Raw genomic sequence first — 22,881 nt, 5'->3', positions numbered from 1 at the left:
CTACAGCCGGAACCGGGCGACGACCGCGCGGAGATCCTGGGAGGACGCGTCGAGCGCCGCCGCGGTGGCGGTCACCTCGGCCAGCTCCGCCGCGGTTCGCTCGGTCGCCCGGGCGACGCCGGAGACGTTCGCGGCGATGTCACCCGAGCCGGTTGCCGCCTCCGCGACGCTGCGGGACATCTCGTTCGTCGTCGCGGTCTGCTCCTCGACGGCCGCCGCGATCGTGTTCTGGAACGAGCTGATCTGCGCGATGATCTGGGAGATCTCGCCGATCGCGTCGACGGCGGCCGCGGTGTCCTTCTGGATCGCCTGCACCTTGCCGACGATGTCCTCGGTGGCGTTCGCCGTCTCCTGGGCGAGCTCCTTCACCTCGTTCGCCACCACCGCGAAGCCCTTGCCGGACTCACCGGCCCTCGCCGCCTCGATCGTCGCGTTCAGCGCCAGCAGGTTGGTCTGCTCGGCGATCGAGGTGATGGCCTTGACCACCGACGCGATCTCGTCCGACGACGTGCCCAGCCGGGTGACGACGGACGTGGTCGTCTCCGCGGTGGTCACCGCCTGCGCGGCCACCCGAGCGGCCTCGGCGGCGTTCCGCGCGATCTCCTGGATCGACTGGCCCATCTCCTCGCTGCCCGCCGCCACCGTCTGGACGTTGGAGGAGATGTCGTCGGCGGCGGAGGAGACCCGGCCGGCCTGCGCCGCAGTCTCCTCGTTGCCGCTGGTCAGCGCGCGGGCGCTGGTCGCCAAGCCGCCCGAGAGCGCGGTCAGTCTGGTGGCGCCCTCGGTCAGCGCGGACACCGCCGACCGGGTGTTGGCCACGGCCTCCACAAGAGCCTGGTCGGCCACCGTCACCTCGTCGGCACCGGTCGGTTCGGGCACGTCGGTCAGGTCACCCGCGGCGACCCGGCGCAGCGACGCCACGGTCCGGCTCAGCGGACCGGTGATGCTCCTGGTGACCAGGTAGGCGAGCAGGACCGCCAGCACCACGGCGGCGAGCAACGCGACACCGACTCCGGTCTTGGTCGCGGTCGCGCTCGCGTCTGCGTCCTCCCTCTCGGCCTGCATGCGCTCGTCGAGCGACCCGGTGAGGGTGGCCGTGTCCTCGAGTACCTGGGCGTAGACCTCGTATCCCGGGCCGAGGATGATCGCGTCACCGGCGGCGAGGTTGCCCGCCCGGTACGCGGCCACCGCCTTGTCGTCCTCGGAAAAGAAGCGCGTCCACGCGGACGTGATGCGCTCGAACGCCGCTCTCTCGTCCGCGGCGAGCTGGCCGGTCGGCATCGACGCCAGCACGGCCTCGAGCTTCTCCCGGGCGGCGAGGAAGCCGGCACGGTTCCCGCTGGCCGGGTCGATGGCCTTCGCGACGCCGATCCGGCGGGTGTCCCAGGCGTAGGCGACCTGCCACCCGGTCACGTCGGCGTTGTAGAAGTTGGCCTGGTCCGCGATGTTGACGATCTTCTCCAGCGCTCGGGTGCGGGCCGCGGCGTCACGCTAATTGTCGATCCCGACCCATCCCACCACGGCCGCACTCACCAAGAGCACCGTGACCAGCGCGAATGCAGTCGCCAGCCGCGCTCCGATGCGAAACCTGCGCAACAGACCGGACACCGGATCTACCTCCCAGGGCGACGTCCGGCCCCTCGGCAGCAAACCTCGCGAGTTGAGGAAATCCCGAACGCGCTCGCCGGGCGCGAACCCATGCGCGCGCCGCCGCGCTGCCCTACCCTGCGGAATGAACGTTCATTCCGCCGATGGAAGGATGCTCGTGGCGCCCCGACTCCAGATCTTCGACCTGATGGCCTGCGACGTGTACTGGGACTTCGACAGCCCGGACCCGCGCGAGCAGCACAAGTTCCTGGTGGCCTTCTACCCCACCGGTGGCCCGCCGGTGCACGAGCTGATCGACACGATCACCGCGTACGGCCCGAACGGCTACCGCGCCGAGATCGCCAACCAGCCGTTCACCCCGAAGAACCGCAACGGCCACATCTACGACCGCACCACCGATTCGCACTGGTACATGCTCAACCTGGCCACCGGATTCATGGAGCCGGGTGAGTACCGGATCGAGGTGGCGCCGAAGGACGGTGGCGCGCCGGTCGTCGCGTCCCGAGTACAGCAGGCCGGTCCGACGGCCGCGCTCGTCGGCGCCTACGAGAGCCACCGCAAAGTGATCTACGAGTCGTTCAGCCCGGGCCAGGGTGACGTCCTCGGCGACGCCGCACCCCGGCAGGGCGTCGAGGTGCGGTGGTCGTCGCTGCACCAGTTGGCCGGGCAGGACGCCTACTACATCTTCCGGCTCTCCCAGGGCGCGTCGATCGCGGAGTTCGACACCCAGAACCTGCACTGGTGGGACAACATCTTCGTGCAGCGGGCCACCGACCGGACGGCCGGCCTCAACCGGGACCGCGTGACCGTCTCCGCGGCGCTGGAGCCCGGCACGCCCTACGTCTACTTCACCGAGATCACCGACAGCAACGCGATGGGCGACACGAACATCTGCGTCTTCCAGCCGCACCAGTCCTTCCGGGCGTGACGTCGCCCGGACGGCACCGCGCGCCCTGTTAGCCTCGCGGCGTGGAGCGACAGCCGACGACGGGACCGACCCCGTGACCAGCTCGATCACGTCGACCGGCAAGAGGGCGGCCATCCTGTCGGCCGCCCTCGCCGCGTTCGCCGAACGGGGCGTGAACGGCGTCGCCGTGCCGGAGATCGCCACCCGGGCAGGCGTCGGCACCGGCACGATCTACCGGTACTTCCCGAACAAGGAAGCGCTCGTCAACGAGCTCTACCAGGAGCAGAAGCGCTACCTGAAAGAGGAGATCTTCACCGGGCTGGAGGAGTTCGACGGCGGGCGGGAACGGTTCGCCGAGTTCTGGCGACGCCTCGCCGCATTCGCGCGCGCACACCCGGAGGCGTACCGGTTCCTCGAACTCCAGGACCACCGCCCGTACCTGAACCGGTCGAGCCGGGAGCTGGAGGCCCACGTGCTGGCGCCCGCGCTGGACCAGATGCGACGGCTGCGGACGGCGGGTGTCCTCCGCGCCGACGCCCGGCCGGAGGTGCTGATGGCGCTGGTCTGGGGCGCGTTCGTCAACCTCTTCAAGGCCGAACGGAGCGGGCACCTCGTACTGTCCGAATCCGACATCACCGCGGCCGGTGAAGCGTGCTGGCAGATGTGCGTCGCCGCCGGTCCGCCGAGCGGATGAGCCGGCCGTCCCAGTGCACTGATCGGGCCGTGTCCGGCGTCGGAGACCGCTACCCTCGGCGTTCGTGGCCGCCCCCGGAGAAGCCGACCCCGCGCGCGATCCGATGCGCCTGGCCCAGGACGAGCGCGCCGACCTCCTCGGCCTGCTGACCCGCCTTGCTCCGGAGCAGTGGGACGCGCCGACGCTCTGTACGGCCTGGCGCGTCCGGGACGTCGTCGCGCACGTCGTCAGCTACGACGAGCTCGGCCCGGTCGGTCTGGCTCGAAGCTTCCTCACCGGCGGACTCCGCGTCGATCGCATCAACCAGCAGCGGGTCGCTGCCTACGCCGAGCGCAGCCCCGAGGAGCTGGTCGCGCTGGTCGAGGCGCATCTGCGACCGCGGGGGTTGCCGGCCGGCTTCGGCGGCCGCATCGCGCTCACCGACGGGATGATCCACCAGCAGGACATCCGCCGACCGCTCGGCCTGCCCCGGGAGATCCCGGCCGAGCGGATGACCGTCACTCTGGACTTCGCGCGTCGATCGCCGTTCATCCAGGCCCCGAAACGCATCCGCGGCCTGACGCTCGTCGCCACCGACCTCGACTGGTCGACGGGGACCGGGCCGCGGGTGGAGGGGCCCGCCGAGTCGCTGCTCATGGCGATCGCCGGGCGTTCCGGCGTGGTCGGGGAGCTCTCCGGCCCGGGCCGGACGGAACTCGCCCACCGCATCGGCGGCTGACGGTCAGTCCCCGGCCGTCCGAGCGGTGAGTCCTCCGAGCGCGAGCACTCTGGCCAGCATCGGACCGGCGTTCTCGAAGTCGAGCGCGCAGCCCTCCTCGGCCGCCATCCGCACGGCGACCAGGCATACCGCCAGGCCGCGGGCATCGACGAAGGACACCTCGCCCAGATCGACCCGCACGTCGCGGTACCCGTACCGGAGCGCGGTCCGCACCGCTTCGACGAAGACCTGCCCGGTGTCCCGGGTCAACTCGCCGGACGGCACGACCCGACCGGCCGTGCCCACGGCGGGGCCACGCACCGTCACCGTCAACCGCGGATCCGGGCCGTTGTCGAGGACGGTCTCGACGGTATCGGTCAGCATCGCTGCGCCTCCGGAACCGAATGCACCACCGGCGGCTGGCTGCTCAACCGGGCGTCGATTTCCCCGCGCGAGTCCGTTCACACCTGCGCCGACGAAAATCGGGCCGACGAAAATCTCCGGCCGGACGAGCGAGGGGTCACCGCCGCGACGGCAGCTCCCCCGTGTCGACGACGTGCTGCGCCACGACGCGTAGCTTGACGTTCAGGTGCTGGGAGGCGTCACGCATCAGCACGAACGCATCATCCGGTGTCACCTTGCGCTGCGACATCAGGACACCCTTCGCCTGCTCGATCACCGCGCGGGACCGCATCGCCTCGCGCAGCTGATCGGCGAGGTCTCGATGGCGGAAGAACGCTGCGGCCACCTGGCTCGCCTGCCCGGCGTGAGCGGCGAGGATCTCGGCCAGCGCGACCGCTTCGCTGCTGAACGCGTCCGGCTTGCGCGCGTACAGGTTCATCGCCCCGAAGTTCGCACCCTCGGCGTGCAGGGGGATCGACACGGAACTCCGCGCGCCGGCCGCGGCCGCCCGCTCGACATACGCGGGCCAGCGGGTCTCCTCGGCCAGATCCCGGACGCGGAAGAGGTTGCCCGTGCGGGTCGCATCCAAGCACGGGCCCTCCCGCTCGACGAACTGCAGCTCGTCGAGCTCCTTGGCCCAGGTGTCGCTGTACGCCACCGCGGTGGGACGGCCGTCCTGGAACGTCATGATCGAGACCGCATCCGTGCCCGGCACGACACGCGCCGCCAGCTTGCTGACCTCCTCGAGCGTGCTCAGCAGGTCCTCCTGGCCGAGCACCATCCCGGTCAGCGTGGTGAGCTCGCGAACCAGATCTTGCGACAGTTCCATGTCCCCCATCTTCCCGGAACGCGGCCCGGTATGCGGCCGACCCCCGGCGCGACGGTTAGCGCTCGGGTAACGGTCGGCCGGGAGTCTTCCCGTTGTCGCCGGACCGCTCGGGTCCGGCCGGGAAGGAAATCATGCCGAAGTTGGAGCTGGTCACCGTGTACTGCGAGCGGCAGCAGGACATCACCGGTGAGGACGAGCTGCGGATCCGAGTGAACAACGCGGTCGTGTGGAGCGGAGCCATCGACAAGGCGGAGTCGAAGAACCTCGGCCCCAAGTACGTCAATTTCAACCAGACCGCTGACGTCGAGGTCGACGAGATGAACGGCAACAAGGCCAAGCAGATCGGCGACGCTGTGACGATTCGCTCGGCCAAGACCGCCACCCAGCAGGCGACGTTCAAGACCTCCGGTGCGCACTACGAGCTCACCTACCGGGTCTCCTGACGTCGGGTACGCACGCGTGGCCCCCGGCGCTCGCCGGGGGCCACGCGTTCTGGGTGGGTGGCGTTCTGTGCGGGTGGCGCTTAGCCGACAGTCCCCGCACGTACTTCTACACACTGGCTGACGACGGTCCTTGCGACCGTGACGGAGTGACGCTCTTCGAGCACCCACCGTCCGCGGATCCCCTGCGATCGTTGAAAGACCTTCCCCGCCCACTCGACGCCGAGCTGCCGCGTGAACGGCTGACCCGCGCGCTCGAACGACGCTGGCACCACGCGATCACGTTCGTCGTCGCCGGTGCCGGGTTCGGGAAGACCACCGCGCTGGCCCAGACCGTCCGGGCCCACGCCCTGGATCCCCGCGGCATCGACACCTGGGTCAGCTGCGAGCCGCGGCACGAGGACACCGGCCGACTCGCGCGCGCCGTCCTCGACGCGCTCCCCGGCCCTCCCCCGGGCCGGTCCGGCCCGGCGAACGTCCGCGACGTGCTCGCCGCCCTGATCGCGCTCGCGCCGGACGAGGTCTGCCTGACCGTCGACGACGTCCACGAGCTCCCGGCCGGCTCCCCCGGCGCCGCGTTCCTGCGGGATCTCGTCGCCGCGCTGCCCGCGACCGTCCATCTCGTCCTGTCCGGCCGCGAGGTACCCGACGTCCCGGTCGCGCGGCGGGAGGCGGCCGGTGCGGTGCTGCACGTCCGGGCGGAGGACCTCGCGTTCTCCGACGCCGAGGTCGCCGCGCTCGGTCGTCGTCTTGCGGGCCGCTCGGACGGCGAGTCCCGCTCGGCCGGGGTGACCAGGGCCGAGACGTTCGACGGCTGGCCGGCGCTGGTGCGGCTCGCCTTCGCCGCCGGACCGTCCGCGCCGCTGCGCTTCGTCCGCGAGGAGATCCTCGGCGGGCTCTGCGAGACCGGCCGTCGGAGCCTCGCGGTGCTCGCCGCGCTGGGCACCGCGACCAGCGCGGAGGTCGACACGGTTCTCCGCCGCGCCGGGTACGGCTGCGCGAGCTCGCTCGACCCCGTTCAGCTCGCGCACCGGATCCCGCTGGTCAGCGTCTTGGACGACGGCCGCGTGCGGGTGCACGACCTGTGGACGGACGCGGTGGCCCGGGTGATCCCCGCGCCGGAGCTGGGGGCACTGCGCCGAGCGGCCGTGATTCTGCTGGCCGAACGCGGTGACCTGAGCCGCGCCGGTGCGGTGGCCTGCGCCGCGAGCGACTGGGAGCAACTCGCGGAGCTGGCGGTGAAGCTGGTCCGGGAGTCGCTCACCGCGCTGCCGCTCGCGACCGCCGAGCGGTGGCTCGCGGAGGTCCCGGCTGCCGCCGCGGACCGACCGGCGTTCACGCTGCTGCGCGCCGCGGCGCTCCAGGCCCGCGACTACACCCATCCGCTCGTCGACGGGTTGCTCGACCAGGCGTGGGACGCCGCCCAAGCGGCCGACGCCGCGGACACCGCCTCGGCGACGCTGGGCCAGGCCGTCGTGGCGGCGCACTCCCGGGCCGACCTCGCCCGGCTGGCGTCGTTGGCGTGCCGCGCCGACCAGCTCCGCTCGTCCCCCTCGCCGGTCGTCCGGCTGCTGCGGCACACCGTCGCCGGGGTGCTGGCCGAGCTGCGCGGGGATCCCGAGGCGGCGATCGCCGAGTTCGCCGCGGCCCCGGTCCGCGAGGTGCCGCCGCTGCTGGCGCTGCCGGTGCTCCGCTTCCACGTCCACTGCCTCACGCTGACCGGGCACCACGCCGACGCCGCCGATCTCGCCGATCGGACGCTCGACGAGGCCGACGACGTGCACACCCGCGTCACCGGCGCGATGGCCCGCTGGTTCGGCGGCGACCCCGCCGTCCTCGACCGGCTGCGAACGGTCGGCCTGCTCCGGCCCGATGCCGGGGCCGACCACGGGGCCGACGTGGGGGACCGTGCGAACGGCCCGCCGAACGACACCGTCCGGGAGGCCTTCGTCACCCGCGCGCAGGCCGCGGTGCTCGCGGCGTCCTGCGGGACCGCCGCGGACTGGCCGACGTACCCGGTCGGCAACCCCGCCGACCACGGCAACGCCCGGGACGCGACCCTCGCGGCCGCCGCGGCGTCCGCGGTCGCCGTCGCCCACGGCGACGAAGCCGCCGCCCGCCGGATCTACGCCGGCCAGCTGGCGCGCTGGCCGCTGACCGCACCCGCCACCGATCGGCACCTGCGGCGCTTCCTGGCGCTCGGCTACGTGCTCGACGAGCGGCTCCGGCGCCACTGGGACGCCGTGGAGCTGGGTCCGGCGCAGGTGGCGGCCCGCGCGGCCGGCCGGGCCCTGCTGGGCGCACGCCGCGGCGACCTGACCGCCGCGGCCGCGCTACCCCCGGCGCACGCGCTCTGCTTCCTCCCGCTCCCCTGGTCGGTGGAGCTGGCCGCACGGCTCGCCGACGCGAACGATCCGGCCGGTCTCCTGCTGGGCCAGTGGCTCGGTGACCGCCTCGGCGGGGTGGTGCACGAGCAGTTCCGAACGGTGCACCGTGTCCACCGGGGCGCCGCGCGGTTCCTGACCGCGCTCCCGGCTCCGCCCACCGCACCGCTGCAGATCGGTGTCCTCGGACCGCTGCAGCTGGTGCGCGACGGTGCTCCCGTCGACGCTCCGGAACTGCGGCGCGCGCGGGTCCGGCAGCTGCTCAGCGTGCTGGTGCTCTCGCCACGGCAGGAGCGCGCCTGGCTGACCCGGCTGCTCTGGCCCGACCAGGACCCGACGAGTGCCGCGGCCAACCTCCGGGTGACGCTCACCCACCTGCGCCGGCTGCTCGAACCCGACCGGCCGGGCGGCGCCGCCAGCTTCCATCTACGCACCGACGCGGACACGGTGCGGCTGCACCGGTCGGAGTGGCTCGACGTCGACCTCTGGGCCGCCGACGAGCTGGCCGACGCCGCCCGGCGCGCGCGGGCGGCCGGCGACACCGACCGGGCGGCCGAGCTGCTCGGCCGGGTGGTCGCGCTGTGGCGTGGCGATCCGCTCGCCGAGCTGGCCGACCTGCCGGATCTCGACGCCGAGGCCGAGGTCGTCCGGGTGCGGACCCGGCACGTGCGGAGCCTGCTGTCGCTGGGCGCGCTGCGGCTGGTGTCCGGCCAGGACACCGAGGCGTACCGGCTGGCCGGGCAGGCGCTCGCGCTGGAGCCGTACGAGGCCGCCGGGCACCGGCTGCTGCTCGCCGCGGCGGTGCGCACCGGCCACCCGGCCCGGATCGGTGCCGCCCGGAAGCGCGTGACCACCGCCCTGGCCCAGCTCGGGGTGGCGCCCGACCCGTCGACCGCCGCGCTGCTTCTGCAGACCCGGCAGCCGTCCCGGACCCCGCGGCTGTCCCGCGCCCGGCGGCCCTGACCGAAACCGCCGGTTGCCGCCCGGGTGCGGGCCGGCGAGGCCCGGGGTGCGGGACCCCGGCCGCACTCAACGCGCTCCCGGCGGTGCCGACTTCCTCCTCGTGGACGCCGATTCCACGACCGATGCCGGCACCCCGAGGACGCGAGGTAATCCCGACATGGCACGACGCACCAGTGCGCTCCGGTGGAGCGCGATCCTCCCCGCCACCGTCGTGGCCGCACTCGCCGGGGGCCTCGCGGCCGTTCCGCCGACCGCCGCGTCCGCCGCGAGGACGTCGGCGTCGGCCGCCAGCGTCTCGTCGGCCGGCCTCACCCTCTACGGCGCCGGCTTCGGCCACGGCCGCGGGCTGAGCCAGTACGGCGCCAAGGCCGCGGCGCAGAAGGGGCTCACCGCGACGAAGATCGCGAACTTCTACTACCCCGGTGCCGCGCTCACGCCGAAGGGCAACCCGACCGTGCGCGTGCGGCTCTCCGCGCTCGACGCCGGGCACTTCAGCCTCTACCCGACCAGCAGCACCACGGTGACCGGTGTGGTCGCCACCGCGGGCAACGGCACCAAGGTCGCGCTGCCCGCGCGGGCCCGTTGGCACGTCGCCCGCAGCGGCAACAGCTACCTGGTGCAGGAGCCGGCCTCGGCGACCACCTGGCGCACCAAGTACACGCTCGCCGCGCCGGTCACGTTCGGCGGCCCGAGCAAGCTCCGCGTCGTCTACAGCCGGGCGAAGAGCGACTGTCGCGGCGGCACCAGCCTGACGTTCAACGGCTCGGTGCAGGCCGTCGTCTCCAACGGCGCGGCCCGCTACCTGGCCCGGATGCCGATCGACACCTACCTGCGGGGCGTCGTCGCGTCCGAGATGCCCTCCAGCTGGCCGGCCGCGGCGCTGCAGGCCCAGACGCTGGCCGCCCGCACCTACGCCACCGCGAAGATCTCGAAGTCGCGCTACTACGACGTGATCGACACCCAGGGCGACCAGTGCTGGGACGGCGCCGTCTCGGAGACCGCCGCGACCAACGCCGCGATCGCCGCGACCGCCGGCAAGGTCCTGACCGTCGGCGGCACGGCGATCAACGCGCAGTTCTCCTCGAACAGTGGCGGCTACACCGCGTCCGGTGGCGTCCGCTACCTGCCGACGAAGTCGGACCCGTACTCGCTGGCCTCCGGCTCGTCGACGAACAACTGGACGAAGAAGGTCACCGCCGCGCAGCTCGCGGCCGTGGACGGCGGTGGCGGCCTGACCAAGGTCACCGCGGTCAAGATCACCAAGCGCACGGCCGGTGGTCGCTGGGGCGGCCGCGCCGACACCGTCGCCCTGACCGGCACGGTGGCCGGCGGCAAGACCGTCACGGTCTCGGTCACCGGTACCACGTTCCGCACCAAGCTGGGCCTGCGCAGCACCTACCTCGGCTTCACCAAGTAACAAATCCCCCGGGACTCCCGGGCCCCCTGGCGCGCGGGCGGGCCAGCTACGGGTGGAGGCGGACGGGGAGGGCCGCGAACGCGCGGAGCGTGTTGTTGTGGTGGCGGACCGGCGGCCCGGCCGGTTCGATCCGCTCCACCCTGGCGGCGAGCGCGGTGAGCACCGCTTCGGCCTCCAGGCGCGCGACGTGCTGACCGACGCACTGGTGGATCCCCATGCCGAAACCGACGTGCGCGGACGGGTCGCGGCCCAGGTCGAACCGGTCGGGGTCGGCCCAGCGGCGCGGATCGCGGTTCGCCGCGCCGAGGAACATCAGGATCTTGTGTCCCTCGGGAATGATCGTGTCGCCGATCCGCATGTCGACGGTCGCGGTGCGGAAGAACGTCTGCACCGGCGACTCCCATCGGACGGCCTCGTCGAACGCGATCCGGGCCAGGCCCGGGTCGGCCCGGAGGCGGTCCCACTGGTCCGGGTGGGTGGCGAACGCGTGGAGCGCGGCGGCGAGCCCGTGCACGGTCGTGTCGACGCCGGCGGTCAGCAGCGAGCGGACGATGAGCGGCGCCTGCTCGTGGGTGATGTCGCCGCGGTCGGCGGCGGCCCAGATCTGCGCGCCGAACCCGTCCGGCGCCAGCACGTCGCGGGCGCACTGGGCGTTGACCCACGCGGCGATCTCGCCGATCCGCGGCAAGCCCTTGGCCACCAGCTCGTTGGACGGACCGAACGCGTTGAACGCGTGGTCCCCGTAGGGCAGCAGGTTCTCCCGCCCCGCCTCCGGCAGACCGACGGCGTCCGGGAAGACGCGCAGCGGGAACGCCTGCGCGACCGCGGGCACCAGGTCGATCTCGCCCGGGTGGCGGAGCACCTCGTCGACCAACTGCTCGGCCGCGGCCAGCCAGGCCGGGCGCAGCGCGCGGAGTGCCCGCGGGGTGAGGATCGGCTCCAGCACGTGCCGCGGTGCGTCGTGGTGCGGCGGGTCGGCTTCGAGCAGCAGGCTCGGCGGACGCCACGGCTTCTCGGTGCGGAAGTTGGCGAGGCCGACGCCGGCCGCGGACTGGAGGTGCTGCCAGTCGGTGAGGGCGGCGTGCACCTCGGCGTAGCGACCGAGGCCGTAAACGTCGTACCGGCTGAGGTACACGACCGGTCCGGCGTCGCGCACGGACCGCTGGAACGGCAGCGGATCCTCGAGGATCTCGGGGCCGAACGGGTCGGCGTCGGTCGTCGGGCAGAAAGGAGCGAGCGTCATCGTGGGCTCCGGTGTTCAGGCGTCGAGAACGAGACGGTCGGTGCACGAGCGGGAGACGCAGACGAACATGCTGCGGCCGGCCGCACGCTCGGCCTCCGACAGCAGCGAGTCGCGGTGGTCGGGGACGCCGTCGAGCACCGGCGTCTCGCAGGTGCCGCAGGTGCCCTGCCGGCAGGAGGAGAGCACGGGTACGCCGGCCTCCGCCATCGCCGTCAAGACGCTGACGCCCGGCGGCACCGGCACCGTGACGCCGCTCCGCGCCAACTCGACGTCGAACGGCGTGCTGCGCACCGGCGGTCCCTGGGGCTTCGGCACGAACCGCTCGGTCCGCAGCGAGCCCGGCGGTAACCCGGCGCAGATGATCTCGATCGCGTCCAGCAGCGGGCCGGGGCCGCAGCAGTAGACCTTCGTCCCCGGCTCCGCACCGGACAGTGCGCTCCGCAGGTCCAGCAGCCCGAACTCGTCCTGCGGCCGGATCAGTACCCGATCGCCGTAAGCCGCCAGCCGGTCCAGGAACGCCATCGACGCCCGGGTCCGGCCGCCGTAGAGCAGCGTCCACGAGGTTCCGAGCAGCTCGGCGTGGGCGATCATCGGCAGGATCGGGGTGATCCCGATGCCACCGGCCACGAACAGGTACCGGTCCGCGGGCACCAGCGGGAAGTTGTTCCGCGGCCCACCGACCCCGACGACGTCACCGTCGCGGAGCCGGTCGTGGACGTAGGCCGAGCCGCCGCGGCCGTCCGGTTCGCGCAACACCGCGACCTGGTACGTAGTCGGGTCCCAGCGGTTCCCGCAGAGCGAGTACTGCCGGTTGACGTTGCCCGGCAGCAGCAGGTCGAGGTGGGCGCCGGGCGTCCAGTCCGGAAGCCGGCCACCGTCCGGGGCGGCCAGCGTCAGCCCACAGACGCCGTCCGCGAGCGGAGTCTTCGCGACGACGCGCAGCGTGGAGAGCCCGGTCGCCGGGTGGAGGAGCGTATGCGCAGCAGCGAGCATGCCGGGGAGCATCGCCCCGCGGTGAGCGGCGCCACAACGACGTTCCCATTCAATGGTTCCGCGTGGTCAGCCGGGTGCGGCGGTGGTGAGCGCCTGCTGGATGCCCCGCGCCATCGCCCGCAGCACCGGCAGCCGGCCCAGCGCCCGCTCGTCGTCCGGCACCACCACCGAGAGCGCGGCGACGACCTGCCCGTGCCGGTCGCGGACCGGGACCGCGAGCCCGGCGGCGTCGGTGTGGATGTGGCCGGGACAGTGCACGAACCCCTGCTGCCGCACCTGGGCGAGGACGGCACGCAGCTGCTTGGGGTCGCTGATCGTGCGCGGGGTGTAGCTGCGCAGCGGCCGGCGCAACACCGCGTCCTGCAGTGCCGGAGTCGCGTGCGCCAGCAGGACCAGGCCGGCCGAGGACGCGTGCAGCGGGATCCGGCCGGCGATCTTGGTGAGGTTGATGACGGCGCCGGGCGCGGAGAGGCGTTCGAGGAACAGCACCTCGTGGCCGTCGAGCACCCCGAGCTGGGCGTGGTGCCCGACGACCGCGTGCAGATCCTCGAGGAACGGCATCGCGGCCTCCCGGAGGCCGAGCGTCGGCGACGCGCGGGCGGCCAGCTCCCACATCCGGACGCCGATCCGCACCCTCCGGTCGGCGTCGCGGGACAGCAGTCCGTGGCCCACCAGCTGCTCGACCAGCCGGGACGTCGTCGAGAGCGGGAGATCCGCGCGTGCCGCCAGCTCCGAGACGGTCAGCGCCGGGGTGTCCGGGTCGAACGACTCCAGGATCCGCACGACGCGGTCGACCATCGAGTCCCCGGAGGATGACCGTGCCATGTCTGCACGGTGTCACGAAGATGTCGTAGCGGACACCGTGGGGGTGGGCCGCACGCGCGCCCCACCCCCACGCGTCCGCTCCTCAGGAGACCGCCGGAGCCGGGATCGGAGCGACCGTGCGTCGTCGGAGCGACGCGACCGCCACCGCGGCGAGCGCGAAGACCACCCCGGCCGCCACGTAGAGCTGCTCGGGCGTGGCCCCGGCGTCCAGGAACGCTCCGGCGAGCGTCGGGGTCAGTACCGCGCCGACGCGGCCGAACGCGAGTCCGGTGCCCATGCCGGTGGTGCGCACCTCGGCCTGGTACGAGGCCGACGTCAACGCGTACAGCCCGGCGACGCACCCGTTGACCAGCACACCGACGACGCCGCCGAGCGCGAGCGTGGACGCGATGAACGCCGCGAGGAACACCGCGGTCGCGATCAGATAGGCGATGAGGACGCGCTGCAGTGCGATCCGGGCCGCGAGCAGGCCGAGCGCGGCCGTACCGAAGATGCCGCCGAGGTTGAGCAGCATGCCGCCGGTGATCCCGGCCCCGGCCGACAGGCCCGCCTCGACGAGCAGGGTCGGGGTCCAGCTGGTGACGAAGTAGAAGCCGGCCCGGCCCGGACGCTTCCACCGTCTTTCCGATCACTGAGAGGAGCGCGCTCGGCCGCCCGATCCCCGGCAAGTGGGCAAATCACCGGGCGCGGTGACCGACAATGAGGCGATGAGCGACGCCGCCCCTCGCGAGTCCGCCGAGTTGCGCTCCGACCGCCCGCACCCGGCGCGGATCTACAACTACCTGCTCGGCGGCGCGGACTACTTCCCGGCCGACCGGGCCGCCGCCGAAGCCGGCCTGGCGGTCAATCCCGGCGCGCGGATCGCCGCCCGCGCCAACCGCGAGTTCCTCCGGCGCGCGGTCACCCACCTGACCCGCGACGCCGGCCTCCGGCAGTTCCTCGACATCGGCAGCGGCATCCCCGCCGCGGCCAGCCCGCACCAGGTCGCGCAGGCGCTCGCCCCGGAGACCCACGTGGTCTACGTGGACAACGATCCGCTCGTGGTGACCCGCGGCCGCGCGTTACCGAGCGGCCACGGGTCGATCGAGTACCTCCGGGGTGACCTCCGCGAACCCGACGACGTCCTGAGGCGGGCGGGCACGACCCTCGATCTGCGGAAGCCGGTCGGCTTGCTGCTCCTCGCGGTCACCCACCACCTGCGCGACGAGGACGACCCGCACGCGCTGGTCCGGCGCCTGCTCGACGCGCTGCCCACCGGCTCCTACCTGGCGCTGTCGCAGGTCACCTCCGATCTGGAGCCGGCCGGCTGGCGGGCGGTCGCGGAGGACTTCGCCCAGCGCGGCGGCGTTCTCCGGCCGCGGTCGCGCGCCGACATCGACCGCTTCTTCGACGGACTCGCGCTGGTCGAGCCCGGCCTGACGCTCGTGCACCGCTGGCGGCCGGACGAGCGCGACCAGCACTCCGGTGAGCCCGACGCGCTCGTCTCGATCTATGGCGGCGTCGCTCGCAAGGACTGAGCGCACCCGCGCTCCCCCGTGGGCCAGGCCCCGGAGTTCAGCGGCGTGGTCGGCGGCCGACCCGGATGGCGGCCAACTCGCTCGCCGTCGCCAGCAGTGTCACCGCCGCCCGGCGCGCGGCACCGGCGGCCTCCTCCAGCCTGCCCCACCCCACGCGGCGGGTCGCGTCGTCGTTCGCCGCGTTCAACGCGGCCTGCGTCGCCTGGACCCGGTCGGCCAGATCCTCGGCCGCCGCTGCCAGCGCACGCAACGCGGCGGGCGTGGCCGGGCCGATCGTGGGCGTCGTTCCGCCGGTCAGGCGTCCGCTGACCGGCCGCTCCGGATCGAGCGACGCCGGATCGTCGCCCTGCCGGTGCTCGAGGACCCAGTCGTCGAGGTCCTCGGCGAGCGCCGCGCTCGACTCGGCCCCGGCGGCGCGCAGCCGGGCCGGGCCGAGCCCGCGCGCGGCTCCGGCGAGGATGCCCGCCGCCGGACGTCCCCAGCGCTCCTGGGCGGTGGCCGGATCCACGTCGGCGGCCTCCGCGATCTGGGTCCACGTCGCACCGTTCGCGCGCTCGACCGCTACCGCGAGTGCGACGAGGCGGTCGACGACCTGCTGGGCGTGCAGCGCCTCCCGGACGGAATCACCGATCTGCTGGTCGCGGCCGGTCGGGACGAGCCGCCGCGCGTAGTCGGCGAGGCGACGGGCGGCGTCGGCGTAGAGCACCCGGACCGCATCCGGCCCGACCGGTTCCCGAACACGACCGCCCACCGCACCAGAATAATCTCAGCGCAGCGAGTGGTCGACGGGCGCCGGGTCGGTCGGATCCGGCGGCTCCGTCGGAGCCGGCGGCGCTCCCGCCCGGCGGCGGCGGCGCCAGGCCACGACGGTGTGGGCGCCGAGGACGGCCGCGAACGAGAGCAGGCTCAGCAGCAGCTGCGAGCGGGTGTCCGCGCCCACCCCCATCGACGCCAGCACGACGACGATCGCGACGATGACCAGCCCGGTGAGCACCGGGTAACCCCACATCTTCACCGGCAGCTCGTCGTCGGGCGTCCGCCGCCGCAGGATCAGCTGGGAGAGGCAGATGAACAGGTAGACGAAGAGGATGACCGCGCCGGACGAGTTCAGCAGGAACAGGAAGACGGTGTCCGGCGAGACGTACGCCGCGACGACACAGAGGAATCCGACCACGGTGGAGACGAGGATCGCCGCCACCGGCACACCGCGCCCGCTGATCCGCGTCAGCCGCTGCGGCGCCTCACCCCGGGCGGCCAGCACGAACACCATCCGGGACGCGGTGTAGAGGCCGGAGTTCAAGCAGGACAGCACCGCGGTGAGCACGACCGCGTTCATCAGGTCGGCCGCGCCCGGGATGCCCATCACGTCGAACGCGCTGACGTACGGCGACTCCCCCAGCCGGGTCGAGTCCCACGGCAGGATCACGGCGAGCAGGAACACCGAGCCGACGTAGAAAATCGAAATCCGGACGACGACCGAGTTGGTCGCTTTGGCGATGGCGCGCGCCGGGTCGTCGGACTCCGCGGCGGCAACGGTGGCGATCTCCGCACCCACCATCGAGAAGATGACGACGACGATCGCGGAGAAGATCACGCCGGTCCCGTTCGGCAGGAAGCCGCCCTGGTCGGTGAGGTTCGAGAAGTCCAGGTCGCGGCCGGGCCACAGCCCCAGGACGAAACACGCGCCGAGAGCGAGCATGGCGCAGATCGCGACCACCTTCACGCCCGCGAACCAGTACTCGAACTCGCCGTACGAGCGGACCGAGAACAGGTTGGTGACGGTCATCAGCACCATCAGCCCGAGCGCGAGCGCCCACAGTGGTACGTCGACCCAGCGCCGGAGGATCTCCGCACCGGCTACCGCCTCGAACCCGACGACGATGACCCAGAAGTACCAGTACAGCCAGCCCACCGAGAAGCCGGCCCAGTTGCCGAGCGCCGCGCGTGCGTAGTCCGCGAACGACCCGGTGGACGGGTGGGCGGTCGCCATCTCCCCGAGCATCCGCATGACCAGGACGATCAGCACGCCGGTGACGGCGTAGGTGAGGAACGCGGCCGGCCCGACGTCGTTGATCACCGCGCCGGAGCCCACGAACAGACCGGCACCGATGACGCCACCGATCGCGATCATCCGCAGGTGGCGCGGGCGCAGGCCCTTCTGCAGCTCGGGGGTTTCCGGTGCATCGGTGACCTGAGCCATGACCGCTCCCTCGACGCCGCGATGTCGCTCGTACGCAGTGCGTACCAACGCATACCGCCGGTGAAACGCGTCAGCCGCTCGCGCGGTACCGCAGCCAGACCAGATCGCCGATCGTTTCGTTGCCGGCCAGGGTGAACGCCCTGGCGGGCGGGTGCGACGGCCCGAACCACCGGTGGTGGCCGCCGTGCCCGGCGAACACCGGGTGGACCAGCAGGCTGACCTCGTCGAGAAGGCCCTGGGCGAGCAGCGCGCCGGTCAGCGCCCCGCCGCTGTCGACCCGCACGGTCGACGCCCCGCGCCCGGCCAGCGCGGCCAACGCCGCGCGGAGGTCGACGCGCTCGGCTCCGACGACCAGCCGCTCCGACGACTCGGCCGCGCCCTTCGGGGTGGACGCCGCGCGCAGCGCCAGCACGCCCGACCAGTGCCCGGCGTCGCGCAGCGCCCGCCACGAGTGGACGCGAGCGCAGCTGTCGACGACGGCGAGCAGCGGGCCGTTCTCGGCGGGGCCAGGCTTGGGCACCGTCGCCAGCGCGGCCTCCTGCGCGAGGATCGTGTCGGCGCCGACGAGCGTGACGTCCTCGCGCCAGGTCTGCGCCAGCGCGTAGAACCGGGCGAGATCGAGTTCGAATCCGGTAGTGGCCCCTTCCAGCGACACAGCCACGTGGACCACCACGTGTGGTAGTTCGCTCATTAGCTGAACGTAACCCCGGCCTCCGACAGAAGTCAGCCCACCGAGCGGAACTCCTGCGGGCTGATGCCGCGCACCCGCTTGAACGCCGAGCTCAGCGCGAACGGGCTGCCGTACCCCACCTTGCGGGCGACCGCCGCCAGCGTCGCGTCCGGCTCGCGCAGCAGGTCCGCGGCGAGGGCCAGCCGCCAGCCGGTCAGGAACGCCATCGGCGGCTCGCCCACCAGCTCGGTGAACCGCCGGGCGAGCGCGGCCCGAGAGACGCCGGTCTCCCGGGCCAGCAGCGCCACGGTCCACGGCCGGGCGGGCTCGGCCTGCAGCATCCGCACGGCCGGCCCGACGACCGGATCGCTGTGCGCGCGGTACCAGCCCGGCGCCTTGCTGTCCTGCCGGGCGAACCAGGTCCGCAGCGCGCCGATCAGCAACAGGTCGAGCAGCCGGTCGAGGACCGCGGTCTGGCCGGGGGCGTCCTTGACGATCTCCTCGGCGAGGAAGCCCACCAGCGGGTTGTCCCAGCTGTCGCGCCGGATCACCAGCACCGGCGGCAGGGTCGCGAGCAGGCGGCTGCTGACCTCGCTCTGCACTTCGTAGGTACCGGTCAGCAGCTCGGTGCCCCCGGTCGCCTGCGTACTCCCGATCCCCTGCGTGCCCCCACTCGCCTGCGTGCCCCCACTCGCCTGCGTGCCCCCACTCGCCTGGGTGCCCCACGTGCGGACGCCGAGCACACCCGGCGGCGACAGCAGTTCGCTCATCCGGATCGGCGCACCGTCGGGTGTCCGGCACTCCTGACCGGGCAGGATGTGCACCTGCGGCGCGGTGTCCGGTTCGTCGGCGACCGTGTAGTGGTCGGGCCCCCGGAAGATCACGACGTCGCCGCTCTCCACCCGGACCAGCCCACCCGCCTCGGGCAGCACGCACGCCTTCCCCTGCACGACCGCGCAGAGCGTCAGCGGTGCCTCGTCCTCGATCCGCATCGACCAGGGCGGGGTCATCAGCGAGCGGATCAGGAACGCGCCCCGCGCCCTGGGCCCGTCGAGCAGGCCGGCCAGAGTGTCCACGGGGTCGAGCGTAGACGCTCACGTATGCAGGTGCGCCTCACAACGATGGAGACGTCTCACGTCTGACGGTTTGCTTGAGCCATGACAATCCTTCTGACCGCAGGTAACGGTAAGACCGGCCGCCGCATCGCCGCCCGCCTCGACGCGCTCGGCATCCCGGTCCGGCTCGGGTCCCGCTCGGGTACCCCGCCGTTCGACTGGGCCGACCCGGCGACCTGGCCGGCGGCGCTCTCCGGCGTCGACGCGGCCTACGTGAACTACGTGCCCGACCTGGCCGTGCCGGACGCCCCGAAGGCGATCGAGACGTTCACCGCGGAGGCCGCGCGCCAGGGCGTCCGCCGCCTGGTCCTGCTCTCCGGCCGCGGAGAGACCGAGGCCGAGCGCTGCGAGCGCATCGTGCAGGCCAACGCTCCGGAGTGGACGATCGTCCGCTGCAGCTGGTTCGCGCAGAACTTCAGCGAGGACTACCTGCTCGCCGACGTGCTCGACGGCACGATCCGGGTGCCGGTCACCGACGTGCGAGAGCCGTTCGTCGACGTCGACGACATCGCCGACGTAGCGGTCGCGGCGCTGACCGATCCGCGCCACACCGGACAGCTCTACGAACTGACCGGGCCGCGCGCGCTGACGTTCGCGGAGGCCGCCGCGGAGATCGCCGCGGCCTCCGGGCGGAGCGTGGGCTTCGAGTCGGTGAGCATCGACGACTACGCCGCCGGCCTGCGCGCCGCGGAGTACCCGGAGGACGTGATCTGGCTGGTCACGTACCTGTTCACCGAGGTGCTGGACGGCCGCAACGAGGCGGTGCGGGACGGGGTGCAGCGCGCGCTCGGCCGGCCGGCCAAGGACTTCGCCGAGTACGCCAAGGGCGCCGCCGAGTCCGGCGCCTGGGCCGAGTAGATCGGTCCCCGGGCCGAGGAACGGGCCGGGGACCGATCGGGGAACGGCGAACGTCGCCGGCCGGGTGAGCAGCCACCCGGCCGGCGTCGCCGCGGAAGAGGCGGTCCCGGCCGGAAGGGACCGAACCGGCCGGGACCGGGCCCGGACGGGGAACCGGGCCGGAAAAGCCGGGTCTCAGACCCCCCTGGACCCGGCAGTGAAGGGTCGGCGGCTCAGCGCGATGCCGGTGAACGTCACGATCATCCAGAGCCCACCGAACAGCCCGGGCGCCCCGGGCACCGACGTCAGCACGATGAAGAGCAGCGTGCCGAGCACCGGCAGCACACCGACGATGCCGATCCAGACCGGCAGGCTCCGCTCGACCAGCCCCATCCAGGCGGCGGCACCGGCCGCGACGACGACCCCCAGCCACCCGATGAACGGGCCGAAGTCGGTGAGCATGAAGTAGACGTAGACCCCGGCCTGGTCGAAGCTGCCGGCCTCGGGGCCGTCGTCGTTGTAGAGCGCGAGCGCGCCCATCCAGCCGTATCCGAACGTCAGCGCGGCGGCGGACGCCAGCAGCCCGTTGCTCACCACTCGGCTGGCCGTGCTGGTGGGCAGCTGCGGCTCGACGTGACGGCGCCACTGCGCGGCCAGCACGAGCAGGCCGGCGACCGCGAGGTACCCGAGGACGAAGCCGATCCGGGTGCCGGTGGCGTCGACCCGGTCGACGACACTCGCGTCCAGCCCGCTGCCGTCCTCCGGGTACACGCTCTTGGCCAAAACGTTCATCGTGGCCGCCAGGCCGAGCACTCCGGTGACGACGCCGGTCACCGCCCACGGCCGGCGGCGGCGGACCGCGTCCGGCGGCGCGGCACTCCGGTCGTGTGCAGCGGTATAGGTGGTCATGGTGCTCCTTCGGGCGTTCGGGACGGTCGACGACGAGTCTCTGCGCCGCGGGGCGTGCGGCGCGCCGGTGCTGCCTGGCGACTCGGAAGGGGTGCCAGCACCCGCGCGCGGCCGAGCCGCAGGAGCGGATGCTGGGCCCGTGGAGGGAGAGGCGACGGTGCGGGTCCTGGTCGTCGACGACCAGGAGCCGTTCCGGGCCGCGGCCACCGCCGTGGTCACGCACACCGGCGGGTTCGCGCTGGTGGGTACCGCGATCAGCGGAGAGGACGCGGTCCACCGCGGCCCGCTGCTGCGCCCGGATCTGGTGCTGATGGACCTGCGGCTGCCGGGCGTCGACGGGGTCGAGGCGGCACGGCGGCTGCACACGGTCTGCCCGGGCGTCCTGGTGGTCGTGTTCTCGACGTATCACCCGCGCGACCTGCCGACCGCGGTCGCGACGCCCGAGGTGGCGGGGTACTTCCACAAGTCGGCGCTCCGGCCGACCCTGCTCCGGAGCATCTGGAGCACCCGCCCCCGGTAGCCCCGCAGCGGGCCGCGTCTATCATGGCCGCGTGCCGGTCCGAGTGGCGATCGCCGAAGACGACGTGCTGCTGCGGGCGGGGTTGTCGCAGCTCATCGCCGTCGCCGACGGGCTGGATATGGTCGGTACCGCGGCCGACCTGCCGTCGATCCTGGAGCTGGTCGAGGCCGAGCAGCCCGACCTGGTGATCACCGACGTGCGGATGCCACCCACCGGCACCGATGAGGGCATCCAGCTGGCCACCCGGCTCCGTCGCGACCATCCGCGGATCGGCGTCATCGTGTTGAGCCAGTACCACGAGCCGGCGTACGCCCTGGCGCTGCTCAACGACGGTGTGGAGGGCCGGGGTTACCTGCTCAAGGAGCGCGTCGCGCACGTCCGGGAGCTCACCGAGGCCGTGCGCCGGGTCGCCGAGGGCGGATCGGTCATCGACCCCGCGGTCGTCGCGGCGCTGGTGCGGACGCACAGCGCCACGCGGAACGCCCTGGACGCGCTCAGCCCGCGCGAATCCGAGGTCCTCGCCGAGATGGCGCAGGGCAAGAACAACCTCGCGATCGCGCGGACGCTGCACCTCACCGAACGCGCGGTGGAGAAACACGCCAACCAGATCTTCGGCAAGCTCGACCTGGCCAGCGAGCCCGACATCAACCGGCGGGTCCGTGCGGTGCTGATGTTCCTCGACCATCGGAAGTAAGGACCATCGGGGCCCGTGCCGCGTCACTCCACCCGGAGCGTCGCCGCGATCCCGCCGCGGCCGGTCCGCCGACCCGGCACCGTCAGACCCACCGCGAGGACGAACACGGCCAGCGCACCGAGAAGCGCCACCCACGCCGGTAGCGAGGCGTCACCACCGACGCCCGAGCCGGTCGCGACCTCGTGCCAGACGATCCGGCCGACGCCGTAGCCGAGCGGCACCCCGAGCAGCACGGCCGGAACGACCACCCGCAACGCCACGACCGCGAGGACGGCGGCCTGACCGGCCGCGGTCACGCCGAGGGCGCGGAGCACGGCGAGGTCACGGCGCAGCCGACGCCGGGCACCCCGCAGCGCGTGCACCAGGACGAGCACGACCGCGATCGCCAGCACCGTGGCCACGGCGACCGGCACCGGACGGAGACCGTCGAGCACCGTGATCTCCGGCGGGAGGCCCCGCGGGTAGATCTCCCGGTCGCGTCCCAGGTCGGCCGTGAGGTCGTCGAGCGTTCCCGGCGCCACCCGGAGCTGCCCCTCACGGAATCCCTCGGACGCCGCGAGCGTCCCGATGGCGTCCGGGTGCAGCACGACGCCGCCGCTGAGCCGGGTGCCGTCGTCGAGCGACGGCACGACCCCGACGCCGACCACGCGCAGCCGCCGCGGCGGGCCGTCCCCGGCGGTGACGACGAGAGTGTCGTCCACGCGCAGCCCGTGGCGCTCGGCGAACCGGATCCCCACGCACACCTCGTCGACCCTGGCCGGCAACCGGCCCGCGAGGACCGTCGGCCCGACGTCCCCCTTCCACACCCGGTACGCGGACGCCGGGGTCCGCTCGCCGTCGATCTCCACCGAGCCGGAGAGCGCCTCGGCCAGCGCCACCACCCGCGGATCGGCGGCGAGCCGGTCGAGGTCGTCGTCGAGGACCTCGGCGACGTCGAGCTCGGCCGAGCCACCCCAGCGGTCCGGCGTCGAGACGAGCCGCTCGAGGCTCAGACCCACGGTCACCGCGGCGATCGCC

The 22,881-nt window shown here is 73.2% G+C and carries 23 protein-coding genes; 10 read left to right on the top strand and 13 right to left on the bottom strand.

Translation table 11 applies throughout. The features are described from left to right. Positions 1-1,413, bottom strand: coding sequence for a methyl-accepting chemotaxis protein (locus tag ABEB28_RS02650; protein WP_345726322.1), 1,413 nt, complete (start codon positions 1,411-1,413; stop codon positions 1-3). A 352-nt stretch (positions 1,414-1,765) separates the two neighbouring features. Here ABEB28_RS02650 and ABEB28_RS02645 point away from each other — a divergent pair, with 352 nt between their 5' ends. The 3 genes from ABEB28_RS02645 (at position 1,766) to ABEB28_RS02635 (ending at position 3,927) form a co-directional block, all read left to right on the top strand. Beyond that, complete coding sequence (locus ABEB28_RS02645) at positions 1,766-2,536, top strand: hypothetical protein (RefSeq protein WP_376981917.1); 771 nt, start codon at positions 1,766-1,768, stop codon at positions 2,534-2,536. Positions 2,537-2,609: 73 nt separating this feature from the next. Then, entirely contained in the window at positions 2,610-3,209 is a 600-nt protein-coding gene (locus tag ABEB28_RS02640) for a TetR/AcrR family transcriptional regulator (RefSeq protein ID WP_345726321.1), read from the top strand. A 103-nt stretch (positions 3,210-3,312) separates the two neighbouring features. Beyond that, entirely contained in the window at positions 3,313-3,927 is a 615-nt protein-coding gene (locus ABEB28_RS02635; RefSeq protein ID WP_345726348.1) for a maleylpyruvate isomerase family mycothiol-dependent enzyme, read from the top strand. 3 nt (positions 3,928-3,930) lie between these two features. Here the strand turns inward: ABEB28_RS02635 and ABEB28_RS02630 are convergent, their stop codons facing one another. Next, positions 3,931-4,290 (bottom strand): STAS domain-containing protein, encoded by a 360-nt coding sequence (locus tag ABEB28_RS02630; RefSeq protein ID WP_345726320.1) that lies wholly within the window; start codon positions 4,288-4,290, stop codon positions 3,931-3,933. Positions 4,291-4,426: 136 nt separating this feature from the next. Next, positions 4,427-5,137, bottom strand: a complete 711-nt coding sequence (locus tag ABEB28_RS02625) for a GAF and ANTAR domain-containing protein (protein WP_345726319.1) — start codon at positions 5,135-5,137, stop codon at positions 4,427-4,429. 131 nt (positions 5,138-5,268) lie between these two features. Between ABEB28_RS02625 and ABEB28_RS02620 the strand changes: the two genes are divergently transcribed. The 3 genes from ABEB28_RS02620 (at position 5,269) to ABEB28_RS02610 (ending at position 10,341) form a co-directional block, all read left to right on the top strand. Beyond that, positions 5,269-5,580, top strand: a complete 312-nt coding sequence (locus ABEB28_RS02620) for an RNA-binding protein (protein ID WP_345726318.1) — start codon at positions 5,269-5,271, stop codon at positions 5,578-5,580. Positions 5,581-5,726: 146 nt separating this feature from the next. After that, positions 5,727-8,924, top strand: a complete 3,198-nt coding sequence (locus tag ABEB28_RS02615) for a BTAD domain-containing putative transcriptional regulator (protein ID WP_345726317.1) — start codon at positions 5,727-5,729, stop codon at positions 8,922-8,924. Between the two features lie 157 nt (positions 8,925-9,081). Further along, positions 9,082-10,341, top strand: coding sequence for a SpoIID/LytB domain-containing protein (locus ABEB28_RS02610; RefSeq protein ID WP_345726316.1), 1,260 nt, complete (start codon positions 9,082-9,084; stop codon positions 10,339-10,341). Between the two features lie 46 nt (positions 10,342-10,387). Here ABEB28_RS02610 and ABEB28_RS02605 read toward each other — a convergent pair whose 3' ends face one another. From ABEB28_RS02605 to ABEB28_RS02590, 4 genes are all read right to left on the bottom strand, one after another. Next, on the bottom strand, positions 10,388-11,584 hold the full coding sequence (locus ABEB28_RS02605; protein ID WP_345726315.1) for a cytochrome P450: 1,197 nt from the start codon (positions 11,582-11,584) through the stop codon (positions 10,388-10,390). A 15-nt stretch (positions 11,585-11,599) separates the two neighbouring features. After that, a complete protein-coding gene (locus ABEB28_RS02600; protein WP_345726314.1) occupies positions 11,600-12,577 on the bottom strand; it encodes a PDR/VanB family oxidoreductase in 978 nt (325 codons plus the stop codon). A gap of 66 nt (positions 12,578-12,643) precedes the next feature. Further along, positions 12,644-13,402 carry an IclR family transcriptional regulator gene (locus tag ABEB28_RS02595; RefSeq protein ID WP_345726313.1) on the bottom strand — a complete coding sequence of 253 codons (759 nt, stop codon included), beginning with the start codon at positions 13,400-13,402 and terminating at the stop codon, positions 12,644-12,646. An 82-nt stretch (positions 13,403-13,484) separates the two neighbouring features. Next, on the bottom strand, positions 13,485-13,916 hold the full coding sequence (locus ABEB28_RS02590) for an MFS transporter (protein ID WP_345726312.1): 432 nt from the start codon (positions 13,914-13,916) through the stop codon (positions 13,485-13,487). 193 nt (positions 13,917-14,109) lie between these two features. Here ABEB28_RS02590 and ABEB28_RS02585 point away from each other — a divergent pair, with 193 nt between their 5' ends. Next, complete coding sequence (locus tag ABEB28_RS02585) at positions 14,110-14,919, top strand: SAM-dependent methyltransferase (RefSeq protein WP_345726311.1); 810 nt, start codon at positions 14,110-14,112, stop codon at positions 14,917-14,919. 37 nt (positions 14,920-14,956) lie between these two features. Here the strand turns inward: ABEB28_RS02585 and ABEB28_RS02580 are convergent, their stop codons facing one another. From ABEB28_RS02580 to ABEB28_RS02565, 4 genes are all read right to left on the bottom strand, one after another. Beyond that, a complete protein-coding gene (locus tag ABEB28_RS02580; RefSeq protein WP_345726310.1) occupies positions 14,957-15,670 on the bottom strand; it encodes a hypothetical protein in 714 nt (237 codons plus the stop codon). A 15-nt stretch (positions 15,671-15,685) separates the two neighbouring features. Then, on the bottom strand, positions 15,686-17,119 hold the full coding sequence (locus ABEB28_RS02575; RefSeq protein ID WP_345726309.1) for an amino acid permease: 1,434 nt from the start codon (positions 17,117-17,119) through the stop codon (positions 15,686-15,688). Between the two features lie 70 nt (positions 17,120-17,189). Continuing rightward, positions 17,190-17,810 (bottom strand): dihydrofolate reductase family protein, encoded by a 621-nt coding sequence (locus tag ABEB28_RS02570; protein ID WP_345726308.1) that lies wholly within the window; start codon positions 17,808-17,810, stop codon positions 17,190-17,192. A 32-nt stretch (positions 17,811-17,842) separates the two neighbouring features. Then, positions 17,843-18,865: an AraC family transcriptional regulator gene (locus tag ABEB28_RS02565; protein ID WP_345726307.1), complete on the bottom strand. Its 1,023-nt coding sequence runs from the start codon at positions 18,863-18,865 to the stop codon at positions 17,843-17,845. 81 nt (positions 18,866-18,946) lie between these two features. On the opposite strand from ABEB28_RS02565, the gene ABEB28_RS02560 reads away from it, so the two are divergent. Further along, the gene (locus ABEB28_RS02560; protein ID WP_345726306.1) at positions 18,947-19,762 is read left to right on the top strand and encodes a Rossmann-fold NAD(P)-binding domain-containing protein; all 816 of its coding nucleotides are present in this window, start codon (positions 18,947-18,949) and stop codon (positions 19,760-19,762) included. A 174-nt stretch (positions 19,763-19,936) separates the two neighbouring features. On the opposite strand, the gene ABEB28_RS02555 is transcribed toward ABEB28_RS02560, so the two are convergent. Further along, positions 19,937-20,650 carry a hypothetical protein gene (locus tag ABEB28_RS02555; protein ID WP_345726305.1) on the bottom strand — a complete coding sequence of 238 codons (714 nt, stop codon included), beginning with the start codon at positions 20,648-20,650 and terminating at the stop codon, positions 19,937-19,939. Between the two features lie 139 nt (positions 20,651-20,789). Here ABEB28_RS02555 and ABEB28_RS02550 point away from each other — a divergent pair, with 139 nt between their 5' ends. Together ABEB28_RS02550 and ABEB28_RS02545 are read left to right on the top strand one after the other, a co-directional pair. Further along, positions 20,790-21,170, top strand: coding sequence for a response regulator (locus tag ABEB28_RS02550; RefSeq protein ID WP_345726304.1), 381 nt, complete (start codon positions 20,790-20,792; stop codon positions 21,168-21,170). 31 nt (positions 21,171-21,201) lie between these two features. After that, complete coding sequence (locus ABEB28_RS02545) at positions 21,202-21,864, top strand: response regulator transcription factor (RefSeq protein ID WP_345726303.1); 663 nt, start codon at positions 21,202-21,204, stop codon at positions 21,862-21,864. A 23-nt stretch (positions 21,865-21,887) separates the two neighbouring features. On the opposite strand, the gene ABEB28_RS02540 is transcribed toward ABEB28_RS02545, so the two are convergent. Then, positions 21,888-22,881, bottom strand: a 994-nt coding sequence (locus ABEB28_RS02540; protein ID WP_345726302.1) for an FtsX-like permease family protein, incomplete at its 5' end; no start/stop codon positions are given.

This window comes from Cryptosporangium minutisporangium (genome assembly GCF_039536245.1).
GTDB lineage: Bacteria > Actinomycetota > Actinomycetes > Mycobacteriales > Cryptosporangiaceae > Cryptosporangium > Cryptosporangium minutisporangium.
This window is presented reverse-complemented; position numbering and strand designations above follow the sequence as displayed.